Origin of the sequence: Pseudomonas sp. MWU16-30322 (genome assembly GCF_020515535.1) — a bacterium.
Classification (GTDB): domain Bacteria; phylum Pseudomonadota; class Gammaproteobacteria; order Pseudomonadales; family Pseudomonadaceae; genus Aquipseudomonas; species Aquipseudomonas fluorescens_H.
Window position 1 is genome coordinate 264,938 of sequence record NZ_JAIWYL010000007.1, and the last position, 23,028, is coordinate 287,965.

At 60.8% G+C, this 23,028-nt stretch carries 18 protein-coding genes; all 18 read left to right on the forward strand.

All coding sequences use genetic code 11. From position 1 onward, the window contains the following. The first annotated feature begins 113 nt into the window (after positions 1-113). The 18 genes from LCH64_RS16565 to LCH64_RS16650 all read left to right on the forward strand — a co-directional run bounded on the left by LCH64_RS16565 (position 114) and on the right by LCH64_RS16650 (position 23,028). Complete coding sequence (locus tag LCH64_RS16565) at positions 114-263, forward strand: hypothetical protein (RefSeq protein ID WP_226500765.1); 150 nt, start codon at positions 114-116, stop codon at positions 261-263. 50 nt (positions 264-313) lie between these two features. After that, a complete protein-coding gene (locus LCH64_RS16570; protein WP_226500832.1) occupies positions 314-613 on the forward strand; it encodes a hypothetical protein in 300 nt (99 codons plus the stop codon). Then, positions 610-993, forward strand: a complete 384-nt coding sequence (locus LCH64_RS16575; protein WP_226500766.1) for a hypothetical protein — start codon at positions 610-612, stop codon at positions 991-993. The genes LCH64_RS16570 and LCH64_RS16575 overlap by 4 nt, the downstream gene beginning before the upstream one ends. A 62-nt stretch (positions 994-1,055) precedes the next feature. Next, the gene (locus tag LCH64_RS16580) at positions 1,056-1,508 is read left to right on the forward strand and encodes a hypothetical protein (protein WP_226500767.1); all 453 of its coding nucleotides are present in this window, start codon (positions 1,056-1,058) and stop codon (positions 1,506-1,508) included. 27 nt (positions 1,509-1,535) lie between these two features. Next, a complete protein-coding gene (tssF, locus tag LCH64_RS16585; RefSeq protein ID WP_003229572.1) occupies positions 1,536-3,323 on the forward strand; it encodes a type VI secretion system baseplate subunit TssF in 1,788 nt (595 codons plus the stop codon). Further along, the gene (tssG, locus tag LCH64_RS16590; protein WP_003229570.1) at positions 3,287-4,294 is read left to right on the forward strand and encodes a type VI secretion system baseplate subunit TssG; all 1,008 of its coding nucleotides are present in this window, start codon (positions 3,287-3,289) and stop codon (positions 4,292-4,294) included. Before tssF ends, tssG begins: the two co-directional genes overlap by 37 nt. 11 nt (positions 4,295-4,305) lie before the next feature. After that, a complete protein-coding gene (tssH, locus tag LCH64_RS16595) occupies positions 4,306-6,963 on the forward strand; it encodes a type VI secretion system ATPase TssH (RefSeq protein WP_103483744.1) in 2,658 nt (885 codons plus the stop codon). A 10-nt stretch (positions 6,964-6,973) separates the two neighbouring features. Then, a complete protein-coding gene (locus LCH64_RS16600) occupies positions 6,974-8,494 on the forward strand; it encodes a sigma-54-dependent Fis family transcriptional regulator (protein WP_045122679.1) in 1,521 nt (506 codons plus the stop codon). 351 nt (positions 8,495-8,845) lie between these two features. Next, positions 8,846-8,986 carry a hypothetical protein gene (locus LCH64_RS16605; RefSeq protein WP_003229566.1) on the forward strand — a complete coding sequence of 47 codons (141 nt, stop codon included), beginning with the start codon at positions 8,846-8,848 and terminating at the stop codon, positions 8,984-8,986. A gap of 18 nt (positions 8,987-9,004) precedes the next feature. Further along, entirely contained in the window at positions 9,005-10,198 is a 1,194-nt protein-coding gene (tagH, locus tag LCH64_RS16610; RefSeq protein ID WP_003229565.1) for a type VI secretion system-associated FHA domain protein TagH, read from the forward strand. A gap of 5 nt (positions 10,199-10,203) precedes the next feature. Beyond that, positions 10,204-10,704: a type VI secretion system lipoprotein TssJ gene (tssJ, locus tag LCH64_RS16615; RefSeq protein WP_003229563.1), complete on the forward strand. Its 501-nt coding sequence runs from the start codon at positions 10,204-10,206 to the stop codon at positions 10,702-10,704. Positions 10,705-10,706: 2 nt separating this feature from the next. Next, positions 10,707-12,038 carry a type VI secretion system baseplate subunit TssK gene (gene tssK, locus LCH64_RS16620; RefSeq protein ID WP_226500768.1) on the forward strand — a complete coding sequence of 444 codons (1,332 nt, stop codon included), beginning with the start codon at positions 10,707-10,709 and terminating at the stop codon, positions 12,036-12,038. Between the two features lie 5 nt (positions 12,039-12,043). After that, a complete protein-coding gene (gene icmH, locus LCH64_RS16625) occupies positions 12,044-12,919 on the forward strand; it encodes a type IVB secretion system protein IcmH/DotU (RefSeq protein WP_103521167.1) in 876 nt (291 codons plus the stop codon). 12 nt (positions 12,920-12,931) lie between these two features. Continuing rightward, the gene (gene tssM, locus LCH64_RS16630; RefSeq protein ID WP_226500769.1) at positions 12,932-16,471 is read left to right on the forward strand and encodes a type VI secretion system membrane subunit TssM; all 3,540 of its coding nucleotides are present in this window, start codon (positions 12,932-12,934) and stop codon (positions 16,469-16,471) included. Beyond that, a complete protein-coding gene (locus LCH64_RS16635) occupies positions 16,471-17,199 on the forward strand; it encodes a PP2C family serine/threonine-protein phosphatase (protein ID WP_003229555.1) in 729 nt (242 codons plus the stop codon). The genes tssM and LCH64_RS16635 overlap by 1 nt, the downstream gene beginning before the upstream one ends. Beyond that, positions 17,196-18,197 (forward strand): serine/threonine-protein kinase, encoded by a 1,002-nt coding sequence (locus LCH64_RS16640; RefSeq protein ID WP_226500770.1) that lies wholly within the window; start codon positions 17,196-17,198, stop codon positions 18,195-18,197. Before LCH64_RS16635 ends, LCH64_RS16640 begins: the two co-directional genes overlap by 4 nt. A 28-nt stretch (positions 18,198-18,225) precedes the next feature. Continuing rightward, on the forward strand, positions 18,226-20,268 hold the full coding sequence (locus LCH64_RS16645) for a type VI secretion system tip protein VgrG (protein WP_226500771.1): 2,043 nt from the start codon (positions 18,226-18,228) through the stop codon (positions 20,266-20,268). Positions 20,269-20,319: 51 nt separating this feature from the next. Then, on the forward strand, positions 20,320-23,028 hold the full coding sequence (locus LCH64_RS16650; RefSeq protein WP_226500772.1) for a hypothetical protein: 2,709 nt from the start codon (positions 20,320-20,322) through the stop codon (positions 23,026-23,028).

A 23,028-nucleotide genomic window follows, 5' to 3' on the forward strand; every position in this document is an offset into this window, starting at 1 on the left:
ACTGAGACCCGTATGAGCGATTACGCCAGTCCAAGCCAGCCTGCAGGCGTCATTTTATGATCAGGTCGCATATCGCGCGTAATGCACAGGACAATCGGAAATACGAATCCGGCATGAACATCTACGTCCGCGTTGCGATGTGCCTGGCTTTCCACGCTGCAGGATGCGTCACGTTGCTGGCAATTGTGGCCACGCAGGTCATTGAGTTGCGCTGGGAAAAGCGCACGTTGGCCGCGGGTGTTGTGCCGGAGGTGTTCGCATGACCCGCTCAGTTGGCCTCGTAAGGTTCTGGCCACAACGCTTCTTCATGGTGATGGGGGCGCTCGCCTGCATGCTCTTTATCGTGCTCAGTAGTTTTGCCATGCAGATGCTTTCCAACGCCTTGCTGTTGCTCATGGACCGCGCCAACTTCATCCCGGCGGAGTCGTCCATCTGGACCTTCGAACCTTACGAAATCAATCAAGGCTCCTCGTCCTACTGGCTCCACGGTGAAGATCGGGACAACTTTTACTACTTTGCCTACACCTCCGAAAACGCTTACCGGGTGATCGCCAAAAGCAATCAATGTGCGGGCTTCGACAAACGTGATGTGCGCACATGGTGCACACCATGATGACGTGGCTGCGAGTGGGGAAATGGATCAATCACCTGCTGAGCCTGATTGGTGCGTTGGCCATTATTGTGGTCATGACGTTCTGGATCGGGTCGAGCCGGGATAGCTCGAAGCCGGTATTGCCTGAGTATCCCGATGCGGTTTGGCGCGGTGCAGAGGACGGTGGCGACTTCATCGAGATCACCCAATCGGCGCCGCCAGACTACTTCGTTCAGGTCCGCGCAGTGGACGGTAGTCTCGTCAAAGAAGGCTGGACTCGATTCAGCACGCCCGACGGCAATCCACTCACAATGAATCGCGTCAGTGGGGCCGACAGCGAGTACCTCTTCATAGACTCGTATGTACCGATCACCGCGAGCAAGGGAGGGCAGAGCCAGTGAAATTTCGCTCTTGCCAGACAATGGTGCTGCCGGTTTGCCTAGCTGAGGATGGAGACTCGCCAATGATCGACGCAGCGGAAGAGATGCCCACGCTCAGTCGCGCGCAACTGAGCTTCTTTATGGGCGCCTTGTGGTGGCCATTGCTGGCGGTGTTGGCGATCAGTTCCTATGACCTGTGGAAGGGCGAGTACTCGTCGTTCGATTCGTCCGAGATCTATTGGCAGTACCCGTTGTGGTGGGGAATTCCCGGGCTTCTGGGCTTTTCGCTTTGGATGTCCCGATCGGCGAAGAGCCGCAACGAGCAACAGGCACTGCGGATGGTTTGGTGGGCGCCGGTGAAGTTCATCCCATTCTACGCCGTGCCCTGGATGCTGTATGGCTTGCTCAGTCTGGTCGTCGGTCAGCTCAGTGATGCCTACATGGCGTACGGCTGGATCACGATTGTGCCGTTCCTGCTGATTGGCGGTTATGTCTGTGCCGGCGTGACGGTCGCGCTCTACAGGATATTTTTTTGATGAGTTCCACTACCAGGCAGGTAACCCGTGTCCTTTAACCACTACTACCAAAGCGAACTCACCGCACTGCGCCAACTGGGCCGCCGTTTCGCCGAGCGTAGTCCGGCGTTGGCGCCGTTCCTGGGCCAGGCTGGGCGGGATCCGGATGTGGAGCGGTTGCTGGAAGGTTTTGCGTTCCTCACCGGACGGCTGCGACAGAAGCTCGATGACGAGCTGCCGGAGCTCAGCCATTCGCTGATGCAGTTGTTGTGGCCGAACTACATGCGCCCGCTGCCGGCGTTCAGCATTTTGCAGTTCGATCCGCTGAAGCGTTCCGGGCCGGCGCTGTTGGTCGAGCGCGATACGCCGATTGAAAGCAAGCCGATCGAAGACGTGCGTTGCCGTTTCCGCACCTGCTACCCGACCGAAGTATTGCCGCTGGATCTGGCCGCGCTGAACTACTCGGTGAAGGGCGACGGTTCGCTGCTCAGCCTGCGTCTGGAGATGAGCGCCGACGGTCACCTCGGTGAGCTGGAGTTGAGCAAACTGCGCCTGCACTTTGCCGGCGAGCGCTACATCAGCCAGATGCTGTATCTGAGCCTGCTGCGCAACCTGGAAGGCATCGAGCTGATCCCGCTCGACGGCGCCGGCAAGCCAATCGATGGCGTGGCCGGCAAACCGATGGCGTTCAAGATTCCGGGTGACCGGGTCAAGCCAGTGGGCTTTGCCGAAGAAGAAGCGTTGATCCCGTATCCACTGAACACCTTCCGTGGCTATCGCTACCTGCAGGAATACTTCGCCTTCCAGGACAAGTTCCTGTTCGTCGACGTCAACGGTCTGGACATCCTCAAGGCGCTGCCGGAAGACACGCTCAAGCAGATGCGCGGCCTGGAGTTGCGCTTCGATATCCGCAAGAGCGGCATCATGCGCATGCGTCCGACCCTGGATAACGTGAAGCTGTTCTGCACGCCGATTGCCAACCTGTTCGCGCACGACGCCTTGCCGATCCGCCTCGACGGCAAACAGGATGAATACCTGCTGCTGCCGGCGGAATACGATCTGGAAAACTGCGGCGTGTTCTCGGTGGAAACCGTCACCGGCTGGAAGCCCGGCGGCCTCGGTTATCAGGAGTACGTGCCGTTCGAATCCTTCGAGCATGACCCGAGTTTCGACGTGCCCAACAGCCGTCCGCATTACAGCATCCGCCAGCGTTCATCGTTGCTGCATGACGGCCTCGACACCTACCTGAGCTTCGGTATCCGCCACACCGAAGCCCACGAAACCCTGTCGATCGAGCTGATGTGCACCAACCAGAACCTGCCGCGCAAGCTCAAGCTCGGCGACATCTGCATGGCCTGCGAAGAGACCCCGGAGTTCTTGAGTTTCCGCAACATCACCCCGGCCACTTCGAGTTTCGCGCCGCCGCTGAACCGTGACTTCCTGTGGAAGCTGATCAGCAACATGTCGCTCAACTATCTGTCGTTGGCCGACGTCAACGCGTTGAAGGTGATTCTCGAAACCTACGACCTGCCGCGCTACTACGACCAGCACGCGGAGAAGGTCAGCAAACGCCTGCTCGGCGGCCTCAAGCACATCAAGCACCACCACGTCGACCGGCTGCACCGTGGCTTGCCGGTACGTGGTCTGCGCACCGAACTGACCATCGACCCGGAAGGGTATATCGGTGAAGGCGACTTGTTCGTTTTCGCTTCGGTTCTTAACGAGTTTTTCGCGCTTTACGCCAGTCTCAATTCGTACCACGAGCTGCGGGTAAAAAGCACACAGGGAGAGGTGTACCAATGGACACCACGTATGGGCCTGCAGCCCCTGCTTTAAGCGGGCTGACCAAGGTAATACGCGAGTACTCGCTGTTTCAGGCCGTGCTGCTGGTGATCGACCGGCTGCGCGAGGCGCACCCGTACCTCAGCGAAGACGATTTGTATGATCAGGTGGAGTTCCAGGCCAACCCGAGCCTGGGCTTTCCGCGCAGCGACGTCGATCGCGTGGAGTTTTTCGAAGAGCACGGGCAGATGCGCGCGCGCATGCGTTTCAACCTGATCGGCCTGGTCGGCTCCGGTTCGCCGCTGCCGGCGTTCTACGGCGAACAGGCCTTGGGCGACAGCGAGGACGGCAACCCGACGCGCAACTTCCTCGACCTGTTCCACCATCGCCTGCAACGGCTGATGCTGCCGATCTGGCGCAAGTACCGCTATCGCGCCAGCTTCCAGAGTGGCGCGATCGACCCGTTCTCGTCGCAGCTGTTCGCGCTGATCGGTCTGGGTGGCGACGAGATCCGCAAGGCCAAGGAACTGAACTGGAAACGCCTGCTGCCGTACCTCGGTTTGCTCAGCTTGCGCGCGCACTCCGCAGCGCTGATCGAAGCCGTGCTGCGTTACTACTTCAAGCACGAAGACCTGGTCATCGAGCAGTGCATCGAGCGTCGCGTGGAGATCCTCGACGAGCAGCGCAACCGCCTCGGTCGCGCCAACAGCCTGCTCGGTGAAGACCTGGTGCTGGGCGAACAGGTGCGCGACCGCAGCGGCAAATTCCGCATTCACATCACCGAACTCGACTGGGAGCGATTCCACGAATTCCTGCCGATCGGTTTCGGTTACCAGCCGCTGTGCGCGCTGGTGCGGTTCACCTTGCGTGACCCGCTCGATTACGACATTCGCCTGGTGCTGCGCCCGGAAGAAATCCGCGAACTGCGCATTGGTGAGAAGAACGACTGTCGCCTGGGGTGGACCAGTTGGCTGGGCTGCGAAAAAGCAGACGGCGTGGTCACCCTGGGCAGCAAAATTCATTAAGGACGTGAGCCATGATCAACGTAGACCTGCAACAACTCATCCAGGCGCTGGACGCCGAAACCCGTCGCGATCTGGAGCGTTCGGCTGAACGTTGCGTGGCCCGTGGCGGCAGCAAGATCCTCGTCGAAGACCTGCTGCTGGGTCTGCTGGAACGGCAGAATGGCTTGCTGTCCCGCGCTTTGCAGGATGCCGATGTCGACGCCGGTGAACTGAGCGCCGCGCTGCAATCTCGCGTTGAACACAGCGCCTCGCGCAACCCGGTGTTTGCCCCGGAACTGGTGCAGTGGTTGCAAGACGCGCTGCTGGTGGCCAACCTCGAACTGGGCCAGACCCAGGTCGAAGACGCCGCGTTGATCCTCGCGCTGCTGCGCAACCCGATGCGCTACGCCGGCAGCCGTTACCAGCCGCTGCTCGCCAAACTGAACATCGATCGCCTGAAGGAATTTGCCCTGTCGCAACAGGAGCAACCGGCCGCCAACGGCAAGCCGGCGGCGCAGGGCGAATCGCTGCTGCAGCGCTTCACGCACAACCTGACCCAACAGGCCCGCGACGGCAAACTCGACCCGGTGCTGTGCCGCGATGGCGCGATCCGGCAGATGGTCGACATTCTCGCCCGTCGCCGCAAGAACAACCCGATCGTGGTCGGTGAGGCCGGCGTCGGTAAAACCGCCATCGTTGAGGGCCTGGCCTCGCGCATCGCTGCCGGTGAAGTGCCGCAGGTGCTCAAGGGCGTCGAGCTGCTGTCGCTGGACATGGGCCTGCTGCAGGCCGGTGCCAGCGTCAAAGGTGAATTCGAGCGTCGTCTCAAAGGCGTGATCGACGAGGTCAAAGCCTCGCCGAAACCGATCATCCTGTTCATCGACGAAGCCCACACCCTGATCGGCGCGGGCGGCAATGCCGGCGGTTCCGACGCGGCCAACCTGCTGAAGCCGGCACTGGCCCGTGGCGAACTGCGCACCATCGCCGCCACCACCTGGGCCGAGTACAAGAAATATTTCGAGAAGGACCCGGCGCTGGCCCGTCGTTTCCAGCCGGTGCAGTTGCATGAGCCGACTGTCAGCGAAGCCGTGACCATTCTCCGTGGTCTGGCGCAGGTCTACGAGAAGAGCCACGGCATCTATCTGCGCGACGACGCGGTAGTTTCCGCTGCTGAGCTGTCCGCCCGCTATCTGGCCGGTCGCCAACTGCCGGACAAAGCCGTCGACGTGCTCGACACGGCGTGTGCCCGCGTGCGCATCAGCCTCGCCGCCGCCCCGGAAAGCCTCGAACGCCTGCGTGGCGAACTGGCCGAAGGTGGCCGTCAACGTCAGGCTCTGCGCCGCGATGCCGAGGCTGGTCTGCTGATTGACCACGAAGCGCTGGATGCGCTGGAAGCGCGACTGGACGAAGCCGAAAGCGAAATGGTCGCGCTGGAAAGCCTGTGGACCGAACAGAAACAGCTGGCCGAGCGCCTGCTGGAACTGCGTCAGCAACTGGCCAAGGCCCGTGAAGCTGCCGCTGTCGAGCCGACCGTCAGCGTTGAAGAAGACGCCGAAGGCACGGTGATCGAAACCCTCGTTGCCGAGGTCGAGGAAGGCCAGAGCGTCGAAGCGCTGGAGGCCGAGCTGAATAAGACCCACAGCGCCCTGACCGCTGCGCAGGTCAAGGAGCGTCTGGTCAGCTTCGAAGTCTGCCCGCGTCTGGTAGCCGAAGTGATCAGCGCCTGGACCGGCGTGCCGCTGGCGCAACTGGCCCGCGAGCACAACGCCAAGGTCGCCAGCTTCGCCACCGACCTGCGCACGCGTATCCGTGGTCAGGAACAAGCCGTGCACGCTCTGGATCGCTCGATGCGCGCCACCGCCGCAGGCCTGAACAAACCGGACGCGCCGGTCGGCGTGTTCCTGCTGGTCGGCCCGAGCGGCGTCGGCAAGACCGAAACCGCGCTGGCCCTCGCTGACCTGCTGTACGGCGGTGACCGTTTCATCACCACCATCAACATGTCCGAGTTCCAGGAGAAGCACACCGTCTCGCGTCTGATCGGTGCGCCACCGGGCTACGTCGGTTATGGCGAGGGCGGCATGCTCACCGAAGCGGTGCGGCAGAAGCCGTATTCGGTGGTGCTGCTCGATGAAGTCGAGAAGGCCGATCCGGACGTGCTCAACCTGTTCTACCAAATCTTCGACAAGGGCGTGGCTAACGACGGCGAAGGTCGCGAAATCGATTTCCGCAACACCTTGATCCTGATGACCTCGAACCTCGGTAGCGACAAGATCAGCGACCTCTGCGAAGACGGCGCCCGCCCGACCGCCGAGCTGCTGGAAGAGACCATTCGCCCGGTGCTGAGCAAACACTTCAAACCGGCGCTGCTGGCGCGGATGAAAGTGGTGCCGTACTACCCGGTCGGCGGCCCGGTGCTGCGCGAGCTGATCGAGATCAAGCTCGGTCGTCTCGGCGAGCGCCTCAACCGTCGTCAGCTGGATTTCAGCTGGTGCCAGAACCTCGTCGATCACCTGTCCGAGCGCTGCACGCAAAGCGAAAGCGGCGCGCGCCTGATCGACCATCTGCTCGACCAGCACGTGCTGCCGCTGGTAGCCGATCGTTTGCTCGATGCGATGGCCACCGGTGAAAGCCTCAAGCGTGTGCATGCCACGCTCGACGGTAACGCCAGCGTGACGTGCGAGTTCGCCTGAGGTGGGTGTGATGTTCACTCAAGTGCCGCAGCCACTGGTCTATGCCGAAGCCTTGCTGGCGCAGTTCGCCAGCTTGTCGCGCGCGGCGGACGGTGCTGCGCTGCTGGGTGACTTCGTGCGTGGTCTGGCCGAGCTGAGCGGTTGCGAACTGACCCAGCTGTACCTGCTCGACGCCACCCACACCTGCCTGGGGATGAACGCCGAATGCCTCGACGGCGCGCTGCAACCGCGCGCCGCCACCAGCCTGCCGGCGGACTACAACGGTGAGCAACTGCTGCAGTTCGCTCTGTGCCAGAACCGCGTGGTGTGCCTGGATGATCTGGGTGCCAGCCTGCACGAAACCAGTTTCCTGCCGGCCACCGCCGGAGCCTGGCAATCGCTGCTGTGCGTGCCGCTGGTCAATCAGCAGAAGGCGGTAGAGGGCCTGTTGCTGTGCGCCAGTCGCCGTCACGTTGACCTGCAGGGTTTTGCCGATTCCCTCGGCCAGCTCGGCTCGTTCGTCCTTGGTCAGTTGCACTTGCTGCAACGCCTGCGTCAGCCGGTCGGGGTCGAGACGCCAGTGAGTCGTAGCGTGCCGAGTCTTAACGGCTATGGCCTGATCGGCAAAAGCGCGGCGATGCGCCAGACTCACTCGCTGATCAGCAAAGTCCTGCACAGCCCGTACACCGTGCTGTTGCGCGGCGAGACCGGCACCGGCAAGGAAGTGGTGGCGCGGGCGATTCACGATTGCGGTCCCCGTCGCTCCCAGGCGTTCATCGTGCAGAACTGCGCGGCGTTCCCGGAAAACCTGCTGGAAAGCGAGCTGTTCGGCTACCGCAAGGGCGCCTTCACTGGCGCTGATCGCGACCGCGCCGGACTGTTCGATGCGGCCAACGGCGGCACCTTGTTGCTCGATGAAATCGGTGACATGCCGCTGTCGCTGCAGGCGAAGATTCTGCGGGTGTTGCAGGAAGGCGAGATCCGCCCGCTGGGTTCCAACGACACGCACAAGATCGACGTGCGCATCATCGCCGCGACGCACCGCGACCTGGCGGTGCTGGTCAGCGAAGGCAAATTCCGCGAGGACTTGTACTACCGCCTGGCACAGTTCCCGATCGAACTGCCGGCCCTGCGTCAACGCGAAGGCGACATCCTCGATCTGGCCCGGCACTTCGCCGACAAGGCCTGCGCTTACCTGCAGCGCGATCCGGTGCGTTGGTCCGACGCGGCGCTTGAACACCTGTCCGGTTACACCTTCCCCGGCAACGTGCGGGAACTCAAGGCATTGGTCGAGCGCGCGGTGCTGTTGTGCGAGGGCGGCGAATTGCTGGCCGAGCATTTCTCCCTGCGCATGGAACCGATGCCCGAAGACCACAGCGGCCTGAACCTGCGCGAACGCCTGGAAAAAGTCGAACGGACTTTGTTGCTCGACTGCCTGCGCAAGAACGACGGCAACCAGACCCTCGCTGCCCGCGAACTGGGCCTGCCGCGCCGCACGCTGCTGTACCGCCTCGGGCGGTTGAATATCAACCTGGGTGACTTCGATGGTTGATCTGAAATTGATCGCTGCGTCGAGCCGTATTCCTGTGGCCAATGATTTGCTTGGGGCTTGCAGATTACCTGTGGCGAGGGAGCTTGCTCCCGCTCGGCTGCGCAGCAGTCGCAACCCGATGAACTCGGTTTCCCTGAGGCACCGCAGTGTCTGGTTTTGGGGCTGCTGCGCACCCCGGCGGGAGCAAGCTCCCTCGCCACAAATTGCTCATTTGCCACAAGACGTACTTGTACCTCGCTGGTCTGGCTCAAGGCCCCGATGTAGAGCCTTCGAGACCACCCAAAGAATTAATTTCAGCGCCGCCCGCAAGGGTCGGCGCTTTGTGCTTTGTCTACCCCTGGAGACCCTCTGATGTCTGTTCGTCACTGGCACGCTGTCCTGCTGACCCTCGTCGTTCTATGCGGCCTTGGCGGCTGTAGCGGCAATTACAAATTCAACGACAACGACTATCGCCCGTTGGGTGATCCGCAAGCGGTCAATCGCGGCAAGTGACCGCAAGGAGCATCAAACATGGAATTGGTTTTCGAAATGCTGAACACCAAGCAGTTCGTGCCCACCGAGTTGTGCCAGAAGACCTTCAAACAGGCTGGTGGCGTGATCGGGCGGGGCGAGGACTGCGACTGGATCATTCCTGATCGCAAGCGTCATCTGTCCAATCACCACGCGATTGTCAGCTACCGCGAGGGCACGTTTTTCCTGACCGACACCAGCAGCAACGGTGTCCAGGACGGCGACAGCGGCGCACGCCTGCACAAGGGCGAACCGGTGCGCATCGAGCACGGCAGCACCTACGTGCTGGGTGACTTCGAGATTCGTGCGCGGCTGGTGCGTGACCCGGCGACCTTCGATGGTGAAGTCGGCCGTCCGCGTGCCGCCGGCAGCATCATTCCGGACGACGCCTTCCTCGATCTTGATCCGCTGAACGCGATTGAACAGCAAGAGCGCGTCTATTCGGAAATCGACGAACTGTTGGCCCCGACCGCCAAGCCCGAAGACTCCCGTCAGCGTGCCGACTATGCACGCATCGACATGGAAAGCCTGATGGTGCCGGAGCTGATCGCCCCGGTTGAACCCGAGCCAGCACCGGCCCCGAAGGTCGTCGAGCGGCAGAGCGAAGGCTTCTGGGAGCATTTCGGCGCGGCGCTGGGCGTTGACGTCAAAGGCCTGGATCACGACGCTCGCGAAGCTTTGGCACTCAACGCCGCGCGTCTGCTGCGGCAGAGCATCGGCGGTTTGCAGCAGAGCCTGCGCACCCGTTCGGAGCTGAAAAACGAACTGCGTCTGGCCCAGACCACCGTGCAAGGCACCAACAAGAACCCGCTGAAATTCGCCGTCGATCCGAGCGAAGCACTGGAGATTCTGTTGCAGCCGCACAAGCCTGGTCATCTCCCTGCCGAGCAGGCGATCTCCCGTGCGTTCCGCGATCTGCAAGCGCATCAGGTCGCGCTGCTCACCGCCAGCCGCGCCGCCGTGCGCGGCACCCTGGAGCACTTCTCGCCGGAGCAACTGACCCTGCGGTTCGAGCGCGACAACAAGCCGTTGATCGCTACGTCGGGCGGGCGCTGGAGAGCGTTCGGCCGTTACCACCAGGCCCTGCGTCAGGACGATGACTGGAGCGAGCGCCTGCTGGCCCGCGATTTCGCCCAGGCCTACGAAGAACAGATCCGCCTGATCTCCACCCTCCACACCGACCACCAAGGATGATGCGCATGTCTCGCCGCTCGACCGCTTTTTTCAAGACGCTGACTGCGCTCACCGTACTGGTGCTGCTCGCCGGTTGCTCGTCGCTGTCGCCGTACTCGAAAGTGACCAAAGTCAATCTGAAGCTGACCGGCAGCGATCAGCTCAACCCGGACCTCAACGGTCGTCCGTCGCCGATCGTCGTGCGCCTGTTCGAACTCAAGCACCCGGTGACTTTCGAGAACGCTGATTTCTTCAGCCTCTACGAGCGCGCCAAGGAATCCCTCAACCCGGATCTGGTGGCCAGCGAAGAACTCGAACTGCGCCCGGGTGAGACCGTGGAAATGAAGCTCAGCGTGGAGGAGGGTAGCCGCTACGTCGGCGTTCTTGCCGCGTACCGTGATCTGCCGGAAACCAAGTGGCGCTACACCGTGCAGGTCACGCCGCTGGAACTGACCGATGCCGATCTGACCCTGGATCAGGCCGGTATCCGCAACACCCATGAAGCGCTCGCCAAGGCGGATGACTGAACATGAATACCCATAAAGTCATTTGGCAGGAAGGCATGCTGCTGCGGCCGCAGCACTTCCAGCACAACGATCGCTACTACGATCACCAGATGAAAACCCGCACTCAGTTGCTGGGTGGCTACACCTGGGGTTTCCTCAATCTGGAGATCGACCTGCAGTTCCTCAACATGGGCAAACTGGTGATCAGTGCCGCCTCTGGGATCCTGCCGGACGGCAGCCTGTTCGAACTCGGCGGCAACACCGAGCCGCTGGCGCTGGACGTACCGCCGAACACCGGCAACACGCCGATTTACCTGGCGCTGCCGTTGGTCACCGGTAATCACATCGAGGCGCGCCGTCCGGAGCAGTCCGATGTGCTCGCGCGGTACACCGCGTATGACGCCGAAGTGACTGACTCCAACGCCGGCGACGATTCCGCCAGCCAGGTCAGCTGTGGCCGCCCGGACTTCAAACTGTTGCTCGGCGAGCAGCAGAGCGATCAGGCCTACGTGAAGCTGAAGATCTGCGACGTGCTCGACACCACGCCGGACGGCGTGATCAGCCTCGACCCGGATTTCGTGCCGACTTACATTCAGGCCCACGCTTCCAGTTATCTGCTGTCGTGCCTCAAAGAAGTCATCAGCATGCTCAACCACCGGGGCGACACGATCGCCGAGCGGATTCGCTCCAACGGCAAGGTCGGTGGCGCGGAAGTCGGCGACTTCATGATGCTGCAACTGATCAACCGTACCGAACTGCTGCTGCGCCACTACCTCGGTCTGGAGCAGGTGCACCCGGAAGAGTTGTACCGCACGCTGCTGACCATGCTCGGTGATCTGGCGACCTTCTCCAGCGACAGCAAGCGCCCGCGTCTGGACAGCCGCTATTCCCACGCCGACCAAGGCGCGAGCTTCCGCAAACTGATGGAAGCGATTCGTCAGGTGCTGTCGATGGTGCTGGAACAGCACGCCATCGAACTGATCCTGCAGGCGCGTCAGTACGGGATCATCGTTTCGCCGTTGCACGACCACAAACTGCTCGGCTCGGCGTCGTTCGTGCTGGCGGCAAGTGCCAACTGCGACTCCGAAGAACTGCGCCACCGCTTGCCGGCGCACCTCAAGGTCGGCCCGGTGGAGCGCATCCGCCAACTGGTCAACCTGCACCTGCCGGGGATCAAGGTCAAACCGTTGCCGGTGGCCCCGCGGCAGATCGCGTTCCACTCGAACAAAACCTACTTCATCCTCGAACTCAGTTCCGAAGACCTGGCGCAACTCGAGCGCTCCGGCGGCTTCGCGTTCCACGTGTCCGGCGAATTCGCCGAGCTTGAACTGAAATTCTGGGCCATCAGGAACTGACCGACATGATCAAGGAAACGGATTACAACCAGGACGACAAAACCGTCCTGCTCGATCGTCAGGGCCACGGACCGGCAGCCAGTCCGCTGACCGACTTCGCCGCGCCGCCGCGCTTCGAGCAACTGGAAGAACGGATGATCTACGCCGCGCGCCTGCGCCCGGCGGAGGCGTTCAACATCAGCCTCAATTCGCTGGTGGCGGCGTCGTCCGAACTGCTCTCGGAAGTGGTGCGCCTCAAGCACAGCGAAACCCGCGAAGACCTCTACGCGCTCAACGAGCGCCTGACCGCCGGGCTCAAGCTGTTTGAAGTGCGCGCGTTGCACAACGGCGCCGAAAGCAGCCAGGTGATGGCCGCGCGTTACGTGCTCTGCACCGTGGTCGACGAAGCGGTCGTGACCACACCGTGGGGCAACGAAAGCGAGTGGTCGCAGATGAGCCTGCTCAGCAGCTTCCACAACGAGACGTTCGGTGGCGAGAAGTTCTTTCAGCTGCTTGATCGGCTGTCGAAGAACCCGGTCAAACACCTGCCGATGCTTGAGCTGATGTACCTGTGCCTGTCCCTCGGTTTCGAGGGCAAGTACCGCGTGCAGGCGCGTGGCATGCTCGAACTTGAAGGCATCCGCGACGCCCTGTACCGGCAGATCCGCCAGTTGCGTGGCGACGTGCCGCGCGAGTTGTCGCCGCACTGGGAAGGCCTTAACGATCAGCGCCGCAACCTGGTGCGCATCGTGCCGGCGTGGATGGTGGTGCTGTTCACTTTCGTCTGCCTGGTGGTGATGTATTCGGGCTTCGCCTGGGTTCTGGGCGAGCAGCGCGACACCGTTCTGCAACCCTATCAGCCGATCGATCCGGCCGCGGTTCAACCGCAGTCGCAGCCGTAACAGGGACGTGTGATGAAAAAGTTTTTCAAGAAAGTCGGCGCCTTCCTGCGCAAGACCTGGGTCTGGACCTTGCTGCTGGTGCTGTTCGTGGCATTGCTGGTGTGGTTCGTCGGCCCGTTGTTGGCGGTGGATGACTACAAGTTCTGGGAGAGCGCGACCTCGCGCCTGCTGACCATCAGCGTGCTATTCCTGATCTGGGGCCTGACCATGGTCTTCGTCAGCTGGCGCGCGGGCATCCGCAAGAAAGCCGTCGAAGAAACCGAAGACGGTCAGGATCGCATTCGTCGTGACGAGCTGATCGAAGAAGAGCAGAAAGAGTTGAAGGCGCGCTTCAAGGACGCGCTGAAAACCCTGAAGACCTCGAGCCTGTATCGTGGCCGCAGCGAACGCTGGCGCAACGACTTGCCGTGGTACCTGCTGATCGGTCCGCAGGCTTCCGGCAAGACCAGCCTGCTGGACTTCTCCGGGCTGGAATTCCCGATCAACAAGATCGACCGCAAGCTGACCCGCGACACCCTCGGCACCCGTCATTGCGACTGGTACTTCGCCGACCACGGTGTACTGATCGACACCGCCGGACGTTACACCACACAGCCGGACGCGGAAGTCGACGGCAGCGCCTGGACCACCTTGCTCGAACTGTTACGCAAGCGTCGTCGCGGGCGTCCGTTGAACGGTGTGCTGGTGACCATTCCGGTGGAATCCCTGATCGGTGGCAGCGAGCAGGACATCGACACTCTGGCGCGCCAGGTGCGCGGTCGTCTGCAAGACGTCTATCAGAAACTGCACGTCGATGTGCCGGTGTATCTGGTGCTGAGCAAGGCGGACAAGCTGCTCGGTTTCGACGAGTTCTTCGATCAACTGACCCGCGAAGAAAGCGATCAGGTGCTGGGCACCAGTTTCCGCAAGGATCAGGTCGGCACCGACGTGGCGGTACTGCGCAGCGAGTTCGAAGAGCTGCTGCGTCGCCTGAACAATCAGGTGATCATGCGCATGCACTCCGAGCGCGATACCCAGCGCCGTGGCCGCATCCTCGACTTCCCGCATCAACTGGGGCAGATCGGCGAGCGCCTGTGCCTGTTCGTCGACCTGGCGTTCACCGGCAACCGCTACCAGCGTGCGACGCTGTTGCGTGGTTTCTACCTGACCAGCGCTCCGCATCTGACGCAGGAAATGGACGCGACCACCGCCGGCATCGGTGCCAACCTGGGCATGAATGCCGGTGTGCTGCCGACCCTGCGCAGCGGCCGTTCGCGCTTCATCCATCATCTGCTCAGCCGGGTGATCTTCCCGGAATCGGATCTGGCCGGTCTGGACAAGCGCGAGCGCAGCCGCATTCATTGGGGCCAGCGTGCGTTGTACGTCGGTGCACTGGCGGCACTGGCCCTGTTCGGCATGCTCTGGGCCGGTGGTTTCTCGGCCAACTATGAGCGTCTGGAAAACCTGCGCACCTTGGCCCAGAACTGGACTCAGCAGCGTTCAGCGCTGACCCCGCGTGATGATGCGATGGGCGTGCTGAAAACCCTCGACACCAGCTACGCCGCGACTCAGGTGTTCCCGAAGAAGGGCGACGTCTCGTACCACGAGCGTGGCGGTCTGTATCAGGGCGAAGACGTCAATCCGGTGGTCAGGCAAGCCTACGAGCATGAGCTCGAAGCGCAATTGCTGCCACGGGTCGCGACCCTGCTTGAAGGGCAGATCCGCGCCAACATGAAGGACCGCGACAAGCTGCTCAACAGCCTGCGTGCGTACCTGATGCTGAACATGAAAGACCGTCGTGACGCGGCGTGGCTCAAGGACTGGGTCGCCACTGACTGGTCGCAGCGCTACACCGGCAACACCGCGGTGCAGAATGGTCTGAACACCCACCTTGAGCGTCTGCTGAAGCAGCCGTTCATCTACCCGCTGAACGATCAACTGGTGACTCAGGCACGTCAGGTGCTGCGCGCCGAATCGCTGGCCACCGTGGTCTACCGCATGCTCCGCGAGCAGGCACGCAACCTGCCGGAATACCGTTTCAGCCAACACCTTGGCCCGCAGGGCTCGCTGTTCATCGGCACCGAATACGTGATCCCGGGGTTCTACACCCAGCAGGGTTATCAGCAGTATTTCTCGGTGCAGGGCTCGGCGCTGGTCACCGACATCCTGCGTGACAACTGGGTGCTGGGCGAAGGCGCGGGCATCAGCGACATGGACTTGCGTCGCCTGATGGTCGAGCTGGAGCAACTGTACTTCCGTGACTACGCCAATTACTGGAGCGAAGCCGTTGGCCAAGTGGCATTGCCGCCGATCAGCGACGCCGGTGAAGGCGCCGAGCAACTGGCGGGCCTGACGTCGGCCAACTCGCCGGTGCTGGCATTGCTCACTGAAGTGCGCGAGAACACGCGCTTCCCGGCTCCTGCCGATCCGGTGGATGAAGCCGGTGATGCTGCCGATGCACTGGCAGGGCAGAAAGGCAAACTGGGCAAGGTCGGCAAACTGGCCTCGGCTGTCGCCGACAAGGCTTCGGCGCTGAACGTGGCGAAGAGCCTGCCGGACACCGCGAAGAGATCCCTGCAACGTCGCTTCGAGCCGCTGCATCGTTTGCTCGATGACAACAACGGCCCGGCCGCTGACCTGACCCCGGCCCTCACCGCGCTCAACGACCTGCAACTGCAACTGTCCGGTCTGGCCCGTTCCAGCACGCCGGAACAAGCCGCGTTCGAAATGGCGAAAACCCGCATGAGCGGCCAGCGTGATGCGCTGACCAACCTGCGTGCTGCCTCGGGTCGCCTGCCGCGTCCGCTGAGTGTGTGGTTCAACGTGCTGGCCGAGGACTCGTGGCGCCTGGTGCTCAACGATGCCTACCAATACCTGAACGGCCGTTATCAGAACGAGCTGTACAGCGTGTATGGCAAAACCATCAGCAAGCGTTATCCGTTCAGCGCCAGCAGCACCAGCGACGTGGCGATCAGCGACTTCCGCGAGTTCTTCCGGGCTCAAGGCACCGTCGACCGCTTCTTCGACAGCTACATGCGTCCGTTCGTCAGCGGTGATCCGGGCAACTACCGGATGCGCAGCGTCGACGGTCACAGCCTGCCGGTATCGAAGATGTACCTCGACCAGATGGCGGCGGCGCTGACGATTCGCCAGAGCTTCTTCTCGATCAACCCGGCCGAGCCGACCGTGCAGTTCAAACTGGAACCGTACACCCTCGATCCGGCGGTGAGCCGTTCCGAGTTCAAGTTCGGCGACAAGACCATCGAATACCGTCACGGTCCGATTGTGCCGGTGTCGTTCAAGTGGCCGACCGATGCTGAAGACGGTCGCACCAGTCTGGTGATGGACAAGATGGCGGGGCGTCCGATCGGTATCGAGAAGAACTCCGGCCCGTGGTCGCTGTTCCGTTTGTTCGATTTGATGCAGACCGAGTACCTGACCGGTCGCGACGTGCTGGTGCTGAAAGCCGACGTGGGTGGCCTGCGCGCCAACTACCTGCTGACCAGCCAGCGCACGCCGAACCCGTTCGACATGGGCGTGCTGCGCACCTTCCGTATGCCGGTGCAGCTCTGATGCTGGTGGCCAGTCCCTGGCGCAGCGCGGCGCGTACCGACCCGGGCAAGGTGCGGGCGCGCAACGAAGATGCCTTCCTCGATAATCCACAGCAGGGGCTGTGGGTGGTCGCGGACGGCATGGGCGGTCATCAGGGTGGCGACATCGCCAGCCAGTTGATCGTCGCCAGCCTGGCTGAATTGCCGCAGCACGAGGACTTCGACGAACGCCTCAAAGCCATCCGCCAGTGCCTGCACTGGCTGAACCGGCGTTTGGGGCAGGAGTTGACGGTCACCGCCGGACGCCACGACAGCATCATGGGCAGCACCGTCGTGGCGCTGTTGGTGGAAGGCAATCGCGCGGCCTGCATCTGGGCCGGCGACAGCCGTTGTTACATGTGGCGCGGGCAGCGGCTGTATCAGCTGTCCAAGGACCATTCACTACAACAGCAACTGATCGACGAACAACAGATGAGCGTTGAACAGGCGGCGGCGCATCCGGCAGCTCAGGCGTTGACCCGAGCCGTCGGCGCCGCCGAACAGCTGACCCTGGATGTCCTCGAACTCGAGGTCTATCCGGGCGATGCGTTTTTGCTGTGCAGCGATGGTTTGTATCAGGGTCTGAGCAGCGATGCCCTCGGCAACGCCCTCAGCCTCAGCGCGCCGCATGTGGCGCTGGAGCGTCTGTTCGACGGCGCCCTGCGGGGCGCCGCTCGGGACAACCTGACTGCCGTGGTGATCCGCCAATGACTGAAATCGAATCCTCAGTCGATGACTTGCTGATGAGCGAAGAGCAGGCCAACAACCTGACCTACTTCGCCTTCGCCAAGGCAAACAACGCCGAGCCGCTGCTGGCGCCGACCAAGGCCAGCATCGGTGCATTGCCGGACGTACTCGCCGGCCGCTACCACCTCGAGCGTCTGCTCGGGGCGGGCGGCATGGGTGCGGTCTATCGGGCGCGAGATCTGCTGCACGAGCAGTTCGGCGATCCCGACCCTTACATTGCGCTGAAAATCCTCAGCGAAGAATTTGCCGAATCGCCGGACGCCAGTGCCTTGCTCTACAGCGAGTTCGCCCTGACCCGGCGCTTGCGCCACGACAACGTCGTGCGTGCACACACTTTTGAAGTCGACACCGACTGCCAGCGGGCCTTCATCACCATGGAATACATGCGTGGCCTGACCCTGGACAAATTGCTCTGCGAGCGGCCTCTGGGCCTGCCGTGGAAAGAAACGCGCGACATCGCGCTGCCGCTGCTCGACACGCTGGCCTACGCCCACCGTCGCGGCGTGCTGCACGGTGACATGAAACCGAGCAATGTCATGCTCAGCGAAGACGGCCTGCGCCTGTTCGACTTCGGTCTCGGCCAGGCAGACGAGGGCGTGTTGCCCGGCCTGCCGCACCTGAGCCGCGAGCGTTTCAACGCCTGGACCCCGGGCTACGCCGCCCCCGAACTGCTTGAGGGCCAACCGTTGTCGGCCAGCGCGGACGTGTACGGCGTGGCCTGCGTGATCTATGAACTGGCGAGCGGCAAACACCCGTTCCGCCGCTTGCCCTCGACCCAGGCCCGCGACGAGCACCTGGAGCGCGAGCTGCAAGCCCCGGAGAACTTACCGAAACACGGCTGGCCAGCGCTGCGAACCGCGCTGAGCTTCAACGCGGCAGAACGCACCATCACTGCCCAACAATTGCGTGACGCCTTGGGCGCCACTTCGTCCTGGCTGCAACGGTTGCGACTTCGGGCGTAACGGACGACATTCGAACAGGGAGCGCTTTATGTTCAACCCAGCTAACGAAACCCACTTCAGCCTCAAGGTCGAAGACTACGTGGGCGACCTGCAAGTGCTGTCGTTCACCGGCACCGAGGGCATCAGCCAGCCGTTTCGTTTCGACCTCGAACTGGTCAGCGAAAACCCCGATCTGGACCTGGAAAAACTCCTGCACAAACAGGCGTTTCTGGCGTTCGATCCACAGGGCTCGGGCATTCACGGCCAGATCTACCGCGTCGCCCAGGGCGATGCCGGCAAGCGCCTGACCCGCTACAAGGTCTCGCTGGTGCCGCAACTGCAATACCTGCATCACCGCACCAACCAACGCATCTACCAGCAGATGTCGGCGCCGAAAATCATCGCGCTGATCCTCGACGAACACGGGATCAAGGGCAACGCCTACAGCTTCCAGCTGAGCCAGCCGTGCCCGGATCGCGACTACTGCGTGCAGTACGACGAAACCGACCTGCACTTCGTCCAGCGCCTGTGCGAAGAGGAGGGTATTCACTACCACTTCCAGCACAGCGAAAAAGCTCACCTGCTGGTGTTCGGCGACGACCAAACGGTGTTCCCCGACCTCGGCCAGCCGACTGCCTACATACAGGGCAGCGGCATGGTCGCCGAAGAACCGGTGATCAAAGGTTTCAAACTGCGCCTGGAAACCCGCACCAGCCGCACCACGCGCCGCGACTACGACTTCGAAAAACCGCGCCTGCAAATGGAAGCGGCTTACAAACCGGATGGCGAGAGCACTGAACCGGATCTCGAAGACTACGACTACCCGGGCCGCTTCATTGACCGTGCGCGCGGCAAGTTCCTCAGCCAGCGTGCCCTCGAACGCCACCGCGCCGACTACCGCCAGGCCGAAGGTCGCGGCGACCAGACCAAACTGGTCAGCGGCCACTTCATGGCCCTGTCCGACCACCCGCGCAGCGAGTGGAACGACCTGTGGCTGCTCACCGAAATCTTCCACGAAGGCAAACAGCCGCAAGTCCTCGAAGAAGGCGTGACCAGCGACACCACCGACAACAAGGACGACTTCCACCAGGGCTACCGCAACACCTTCCTCGCCACCCCGTGGGACGTGTTCTATCGCCCGGCCCTCGAACACCCGAAACCACGCGTCCTCGGCAGCCAGACCGCCATGGTCACCGGCCCCAAAGGCGAAGAAATCCACTGCGACCAATACGGCCGCATCAAAGTCCAGTTCCACTGGGACCGCGAAGGCCTCGCCGACGACAAAACCAGCTGCTGGCTGCGCGTCTCCAGCTCCTGGGCCGGCGACCGCTACGGCGCCATCAGCATTCCGCGCGTCGGCATGGAAGTCCTCGTCACCTTCCTCGAAGGCGACCCCGACCAACCCCTCGTCACCGGCTGCCTGTACCACAAGGAAAACCCGGTGCCGTACGCCCTGCCGGCAAACAAAACCCGCAGCGTCTTCAAAACCCTCAGTTCCCCGGGTGGTGGCGGTTACAACGAACTGCGCATTGAAGACAAAAAAGGCGCGGAGCAAATCTACATCCACGCCCAGCGTGATTGGGATGAAAACATCGAGCACGACCAGAAAATCCGCGTCGGCAACGAACGTCACGACACCGTGGTGAAGAACACTTACACCGAGCTCAAGGCCGAAGAGCACCGCACCACCATCAGCGACCGCAAGATCGAAGCGAAGCTGGATGATCACCTCACGGTTGGGCAGAACCAGCATGTGAAACTGGGCACGGCGCAACTGACCAGCGTGGGGAAAGAGATTCACCTCAAGGCTGGGGACAAGATTGTTATCGAGGCGGGGACGGAGCTGACCATCTTGGGGGGTGGGAGCTTTATCAAGCTCGATGGTGGTGGTGTGACGGTGGTTGGGCCGGTGGTGAAGATTAATGCGGGTGGCTCAGCTGGCTCCGGCACCGGGATCGGGATTAAACCGCCGGTGTTGCCGGGGGCTGCGGATAAGGATAAGGCGGGGAGTTTGATGGATCAGGCGTTGGGGAATGCGTCTGAGGAAAAAATCAAACGCAAGCCGAAGCGGATGCTCAATTTTTCCGGGTAAGACATTGACGGCAATCCAAGCCACCAGGGATCAGAATTCAGGTAATTGGTAATGACAGAGACAACCAGCAAGAAAGTAGAAAAATGGTCGTATCCATTAAAAGTTGGAGCGGCAGGGACGACGGATCCGCAGCAGTTCTACAAGGCCTTAGCCAAGGCCAAAGATGGTTTCTACCCGTTGGGTGCCAATGGTCTTTGGCATGGTGGTATTCATTTCGATGAAGCCTCGGGTTTAGTGCCCGACCTGGCAGAAGTCAAATGCATCGCTGACGGTGAAGTAGTCGCTTATCGCATTGATAGCACGTACCCGAAATCCGCCTACGGTACGGCTGAGGCCGAGTTTTCGACGGGTTTTGTTTTGGTTAAGCATCGTTTGGAAGTGCCGGTGCAACCTGCGACCCCAGCTCCTGCTGGATCGCCTGCTTCGCCGTCAGCACCTGGTCCAAGCCTGATTTTTTTCAGCCTTTACATGCATTTGTTGCAGTGGAAGAACTACGAGGAAACTCCAGCATTATCGCGACCGCCCTTTTGGGGAGGTGGTACGTTGCAAGTCAAAGCAACGGCCGACGACGAAATCCTCGGTTTGCGCGTTCGTCAGGAACCGCGTGGCAAGCCTGGGTACGCAACCGTGCTAACGGTTTTGAGTCGCGGTACGGTCGTCGAGACGGGGGAAGAGCAAAACGGTTGGCTCAAGGTGGTCAGCGTCACGCCGGCTAATACCAATCTCCAACCCGGAGCAGGCTGGGTTTTCAAGAGAGAAATGACGGCGGGCCCGACACCCAACACTTACGTCATTGGCGCCGCTGCAAAAGACCCGATGAACCCACCGCAGAAAGGTTTGGTTGTTCGCGCTTCTGCAAGCCGATCTGGCGCTGAAAAAGCCATTTTGCCCCACGGCACGCAAGTCAGAATCGGGAGCGATGGGACGCGTGGTAAGTACCAGAAACTGTTGGAGATTGTCAGCGGGAGTGCTATTCCTCCGCTGGCGCCTGCTGAGGTGCTCGGGTATGTCTGGGAGGGGAGCCTTGAAGCCAAAAGTGAGCCAGCCGAGAAGGACTCGGTACATGTTTTGGCTACTCCATTCCCGATTACGGCGGGGAGTCTGATCGGTCACGTAGGCAAATATCAAAACCATTCGGATTCGGCGCCAAAGAATCTGTTGCACGTTGAGGTGTTTAGCTGCGAGGACGTAAAGGCATTCACCGAACTGAGTAAAGAGAAAGCTGCGGGAATGCCTGCCGCTGGAAAAACGCTCGTAAAGATTCCAAAAGACAGTGTGTTGGTTACTCACACGCAAGGAATGAGCGCAACAAATCCTCCGAAAGTGACTGATCCCCACAAAAAGGTTGGCTATGACTTCTTTATCCCAGTCGGGGTATTGGAAGCGCTACCCGCGGAAAAAAAGATAAAAGTTCCTGTTGTGATGGGTGGAACCACTACCTATACGCTTTGGTGGCGTCTGGATGGGTTGCTGGGGGATGCCGAAGGGAATGAAATCAGCGGTTGGTTTGCAGAGCCGGATACTGCGTTGTCACGCCATTCACCCTTTGAGTGGGAGGGTTTTAGTTTTATAGATGAGGCTGGGAGTAACGTGGATCATTTGGCCGCGTTTCTTCATGCGCAGGAAAGTCTTAGTGAGGAGGAGCAAGCTAACTATCAGCCTAATATCGGTAACGCCGAAGAAGGCTCTACAAAGCAAAATCTTTACAAGATTCTGGACAGGAACGGCGATAAAAAACTCACGCCTTCGGAAATAAAAGAGGCTTTGAGTAAACCATGGTTCGCACAGCCGATTTCTCAGATGGTTACACGCTATGAAAGCGAGTGGCAATTCAAACAAGAAAAATGGGATTCTCTGGATGAGTTAATGGGTCACACTCAAACAGAGCCACACAATGAATGGATTGAAGAAAAAGCAAGAATCAAGACGTTGAGTTGGTGGGACAAGCTTGTCGGGCAGCATGGAATTACCAGTGATACAAATGTTCGGCATATTCACCCGATTGCACTTATTGGAAGTTTCACTGCGCCCCGAGACCTGATTACCATGGAAATGCTTCGGGCCGCCAACCCCACCGGGTCGGAAGCACATCACTCCAATATTTTGCCTTATCTCAACAAATATGCGGCGGCATATAAACTTGAGCAGCCGAGGGCGATTGCGCACTTTCTTTCTCAAGTTGGTCATGAAAGTCAACTCAGAATTATCGAGGAAGGCTTGAATTATAGCGCCCGACAAATGAAAAAAACTTACGGATGCAAATGGCATAATAAGGTGAATGGGTATAATGAGCAGACGGATAGCTGCGATTTTGGTGTGCTGAGAAGCAAACTTTGGTCAGAAACAAGTCATTACGCGATGAATGCTGAAAACCTTGCCAGTTACGTCTACGCGGATCGAATGGGTAACGGTAATGAGGCTAGTCGAGACGGCTACCGATATCGCGGACGCGGCATGTTGCAGGTAACGGGAAAGTCGGAGTATCAACGGTTTACTAACGTGCATAATCAACGGAACCCTACGGATATTCAGGATTTCGTGGCAAATCCGGATCTTCTGATCTCCTCTACCGAATACGGTGTTGAGTCCGCCTTTGTCTTCTGGTTCACGAAAGCTGGTCAGGGAGGCACAAAATTGTGCGAAGTCGCCAAGACAGGCAGTGTTGTCGACGTAACACAAATGGTGAATGGCGGCCAAAATGGATATGCGGACAGGAACAGTAGGTTTCAAGCACTCGCTGCACTTATGAACATTAACTAA

Coding starts and splice junctions, on each gene's coding strand:
- LCH64_RS16565 (WP_226500765.1), top strand. CDS start 114: ATGAACATCTACGTCCGCGTTGCGATGTGCCTGGCTTTCCACGCTGCA.
- LCH64_RS16570 (WP_226500832.1), top strand. CDS start 314: ATGGGGGCGCTCGCCTGCATGCTCTTTATCGTGCTCAGTAGTTTTGCC.
- LCH64_RS16575 (WP_226500766.1), top strand. CDS start 610: ATGATGACGTGGCTGCGAGTGGGGAAATGGATCAATCACCTGCTGAGC.
- LCH64_RS16580 (WP_226500767.1), top strand. CDS start 1,056: ATGATCGACGCAGCGGAAGAGATGCCCACGCTCAGTCGCGCGCAACTG.
- tssG (WP_003229570.1), top strand. CDS start 3,287: ATGGACACCACGTATGGGCCTGCAGCCCCTGCTTTAAGCGGGCTGACC.
- tssH (WP_103483744.1), top strand. CDS start 4,306: ATGATCAACGTAGACCTGCAACAACTCATCCAGGCGCTGGACGCCGAA.
- LCH64_RS16600 (WP_045122679.1), top strand. CDS start 6,974: ATGTTCACTCAAGTGCCGCAGCCACTGGTCTATGCCGAAGCCTTGCTG.
- LCH64_RS16605 (WP_003229566.1), top strand. CDS start 8,846: ATGTCTGTTCGTCACTGGCACGCTGTCCTGCTGACCCTCGTCGTTCTA.
- tagH (WP_003229565.1), top strand. CDS start 9,005: ATGGAATTGGTTTTCGAAATGCTGAACACCAAGCAGTTCGTGCCCACC.
- tssJ (WP_003229563.1), top strand. CDS start 10,204: ATGTCTCGCCGCTCGACCGCTTTTTTCAAGACGCTGACTGCGCTCACC.
- tssK (WP_226500768.1), top strand. CDS start 10,707: ATGAATACCCATAAAGTCATTTGGCAGGAAGGCATGCTGCTGCGGCCG.
- icmH (WP_103521167.1), top strand. CDS start 12,044: ATGATCAAGGAAACGGATTACAACCAGGACGACAAAACCGTCCTGCTC.
- tssM (WP_226500769.1), top strand. CDS start 12,932: ATGAAAAAGTTTTTCAAGAAAGTCGGCGCCTTCCTGCGCAAGACCTGG.
- LCH64_RS16635 (WP_003229555.1), top strand. CDS start 16,471: ATGCTGGTGGCCAGTCCCTGGCGCAGCGCGGCGCGTACCGACCCGGGC.
- LCH64_RS16640 (WP_226500770.1), top strand. CDS start 17,196: ATGACTGAAATCGAATCCTCAGTCGATGACTTGCTGATGAGCGAAGAG.
- LCH64_RS16645 (WP_226500771.1), top strand. CDS start 18,226: ATGTTCAACCCAGCTAACGAAACCCACTTCAGCCTCAAGGTCGAAGAC.
- LCH64_RS16650 (WP_226500772.1), top strand. CDS start 20,320: ATGACAGAGACAACCAGCAAGAAAGTAGAAAAATGGTCGTATCCATTA.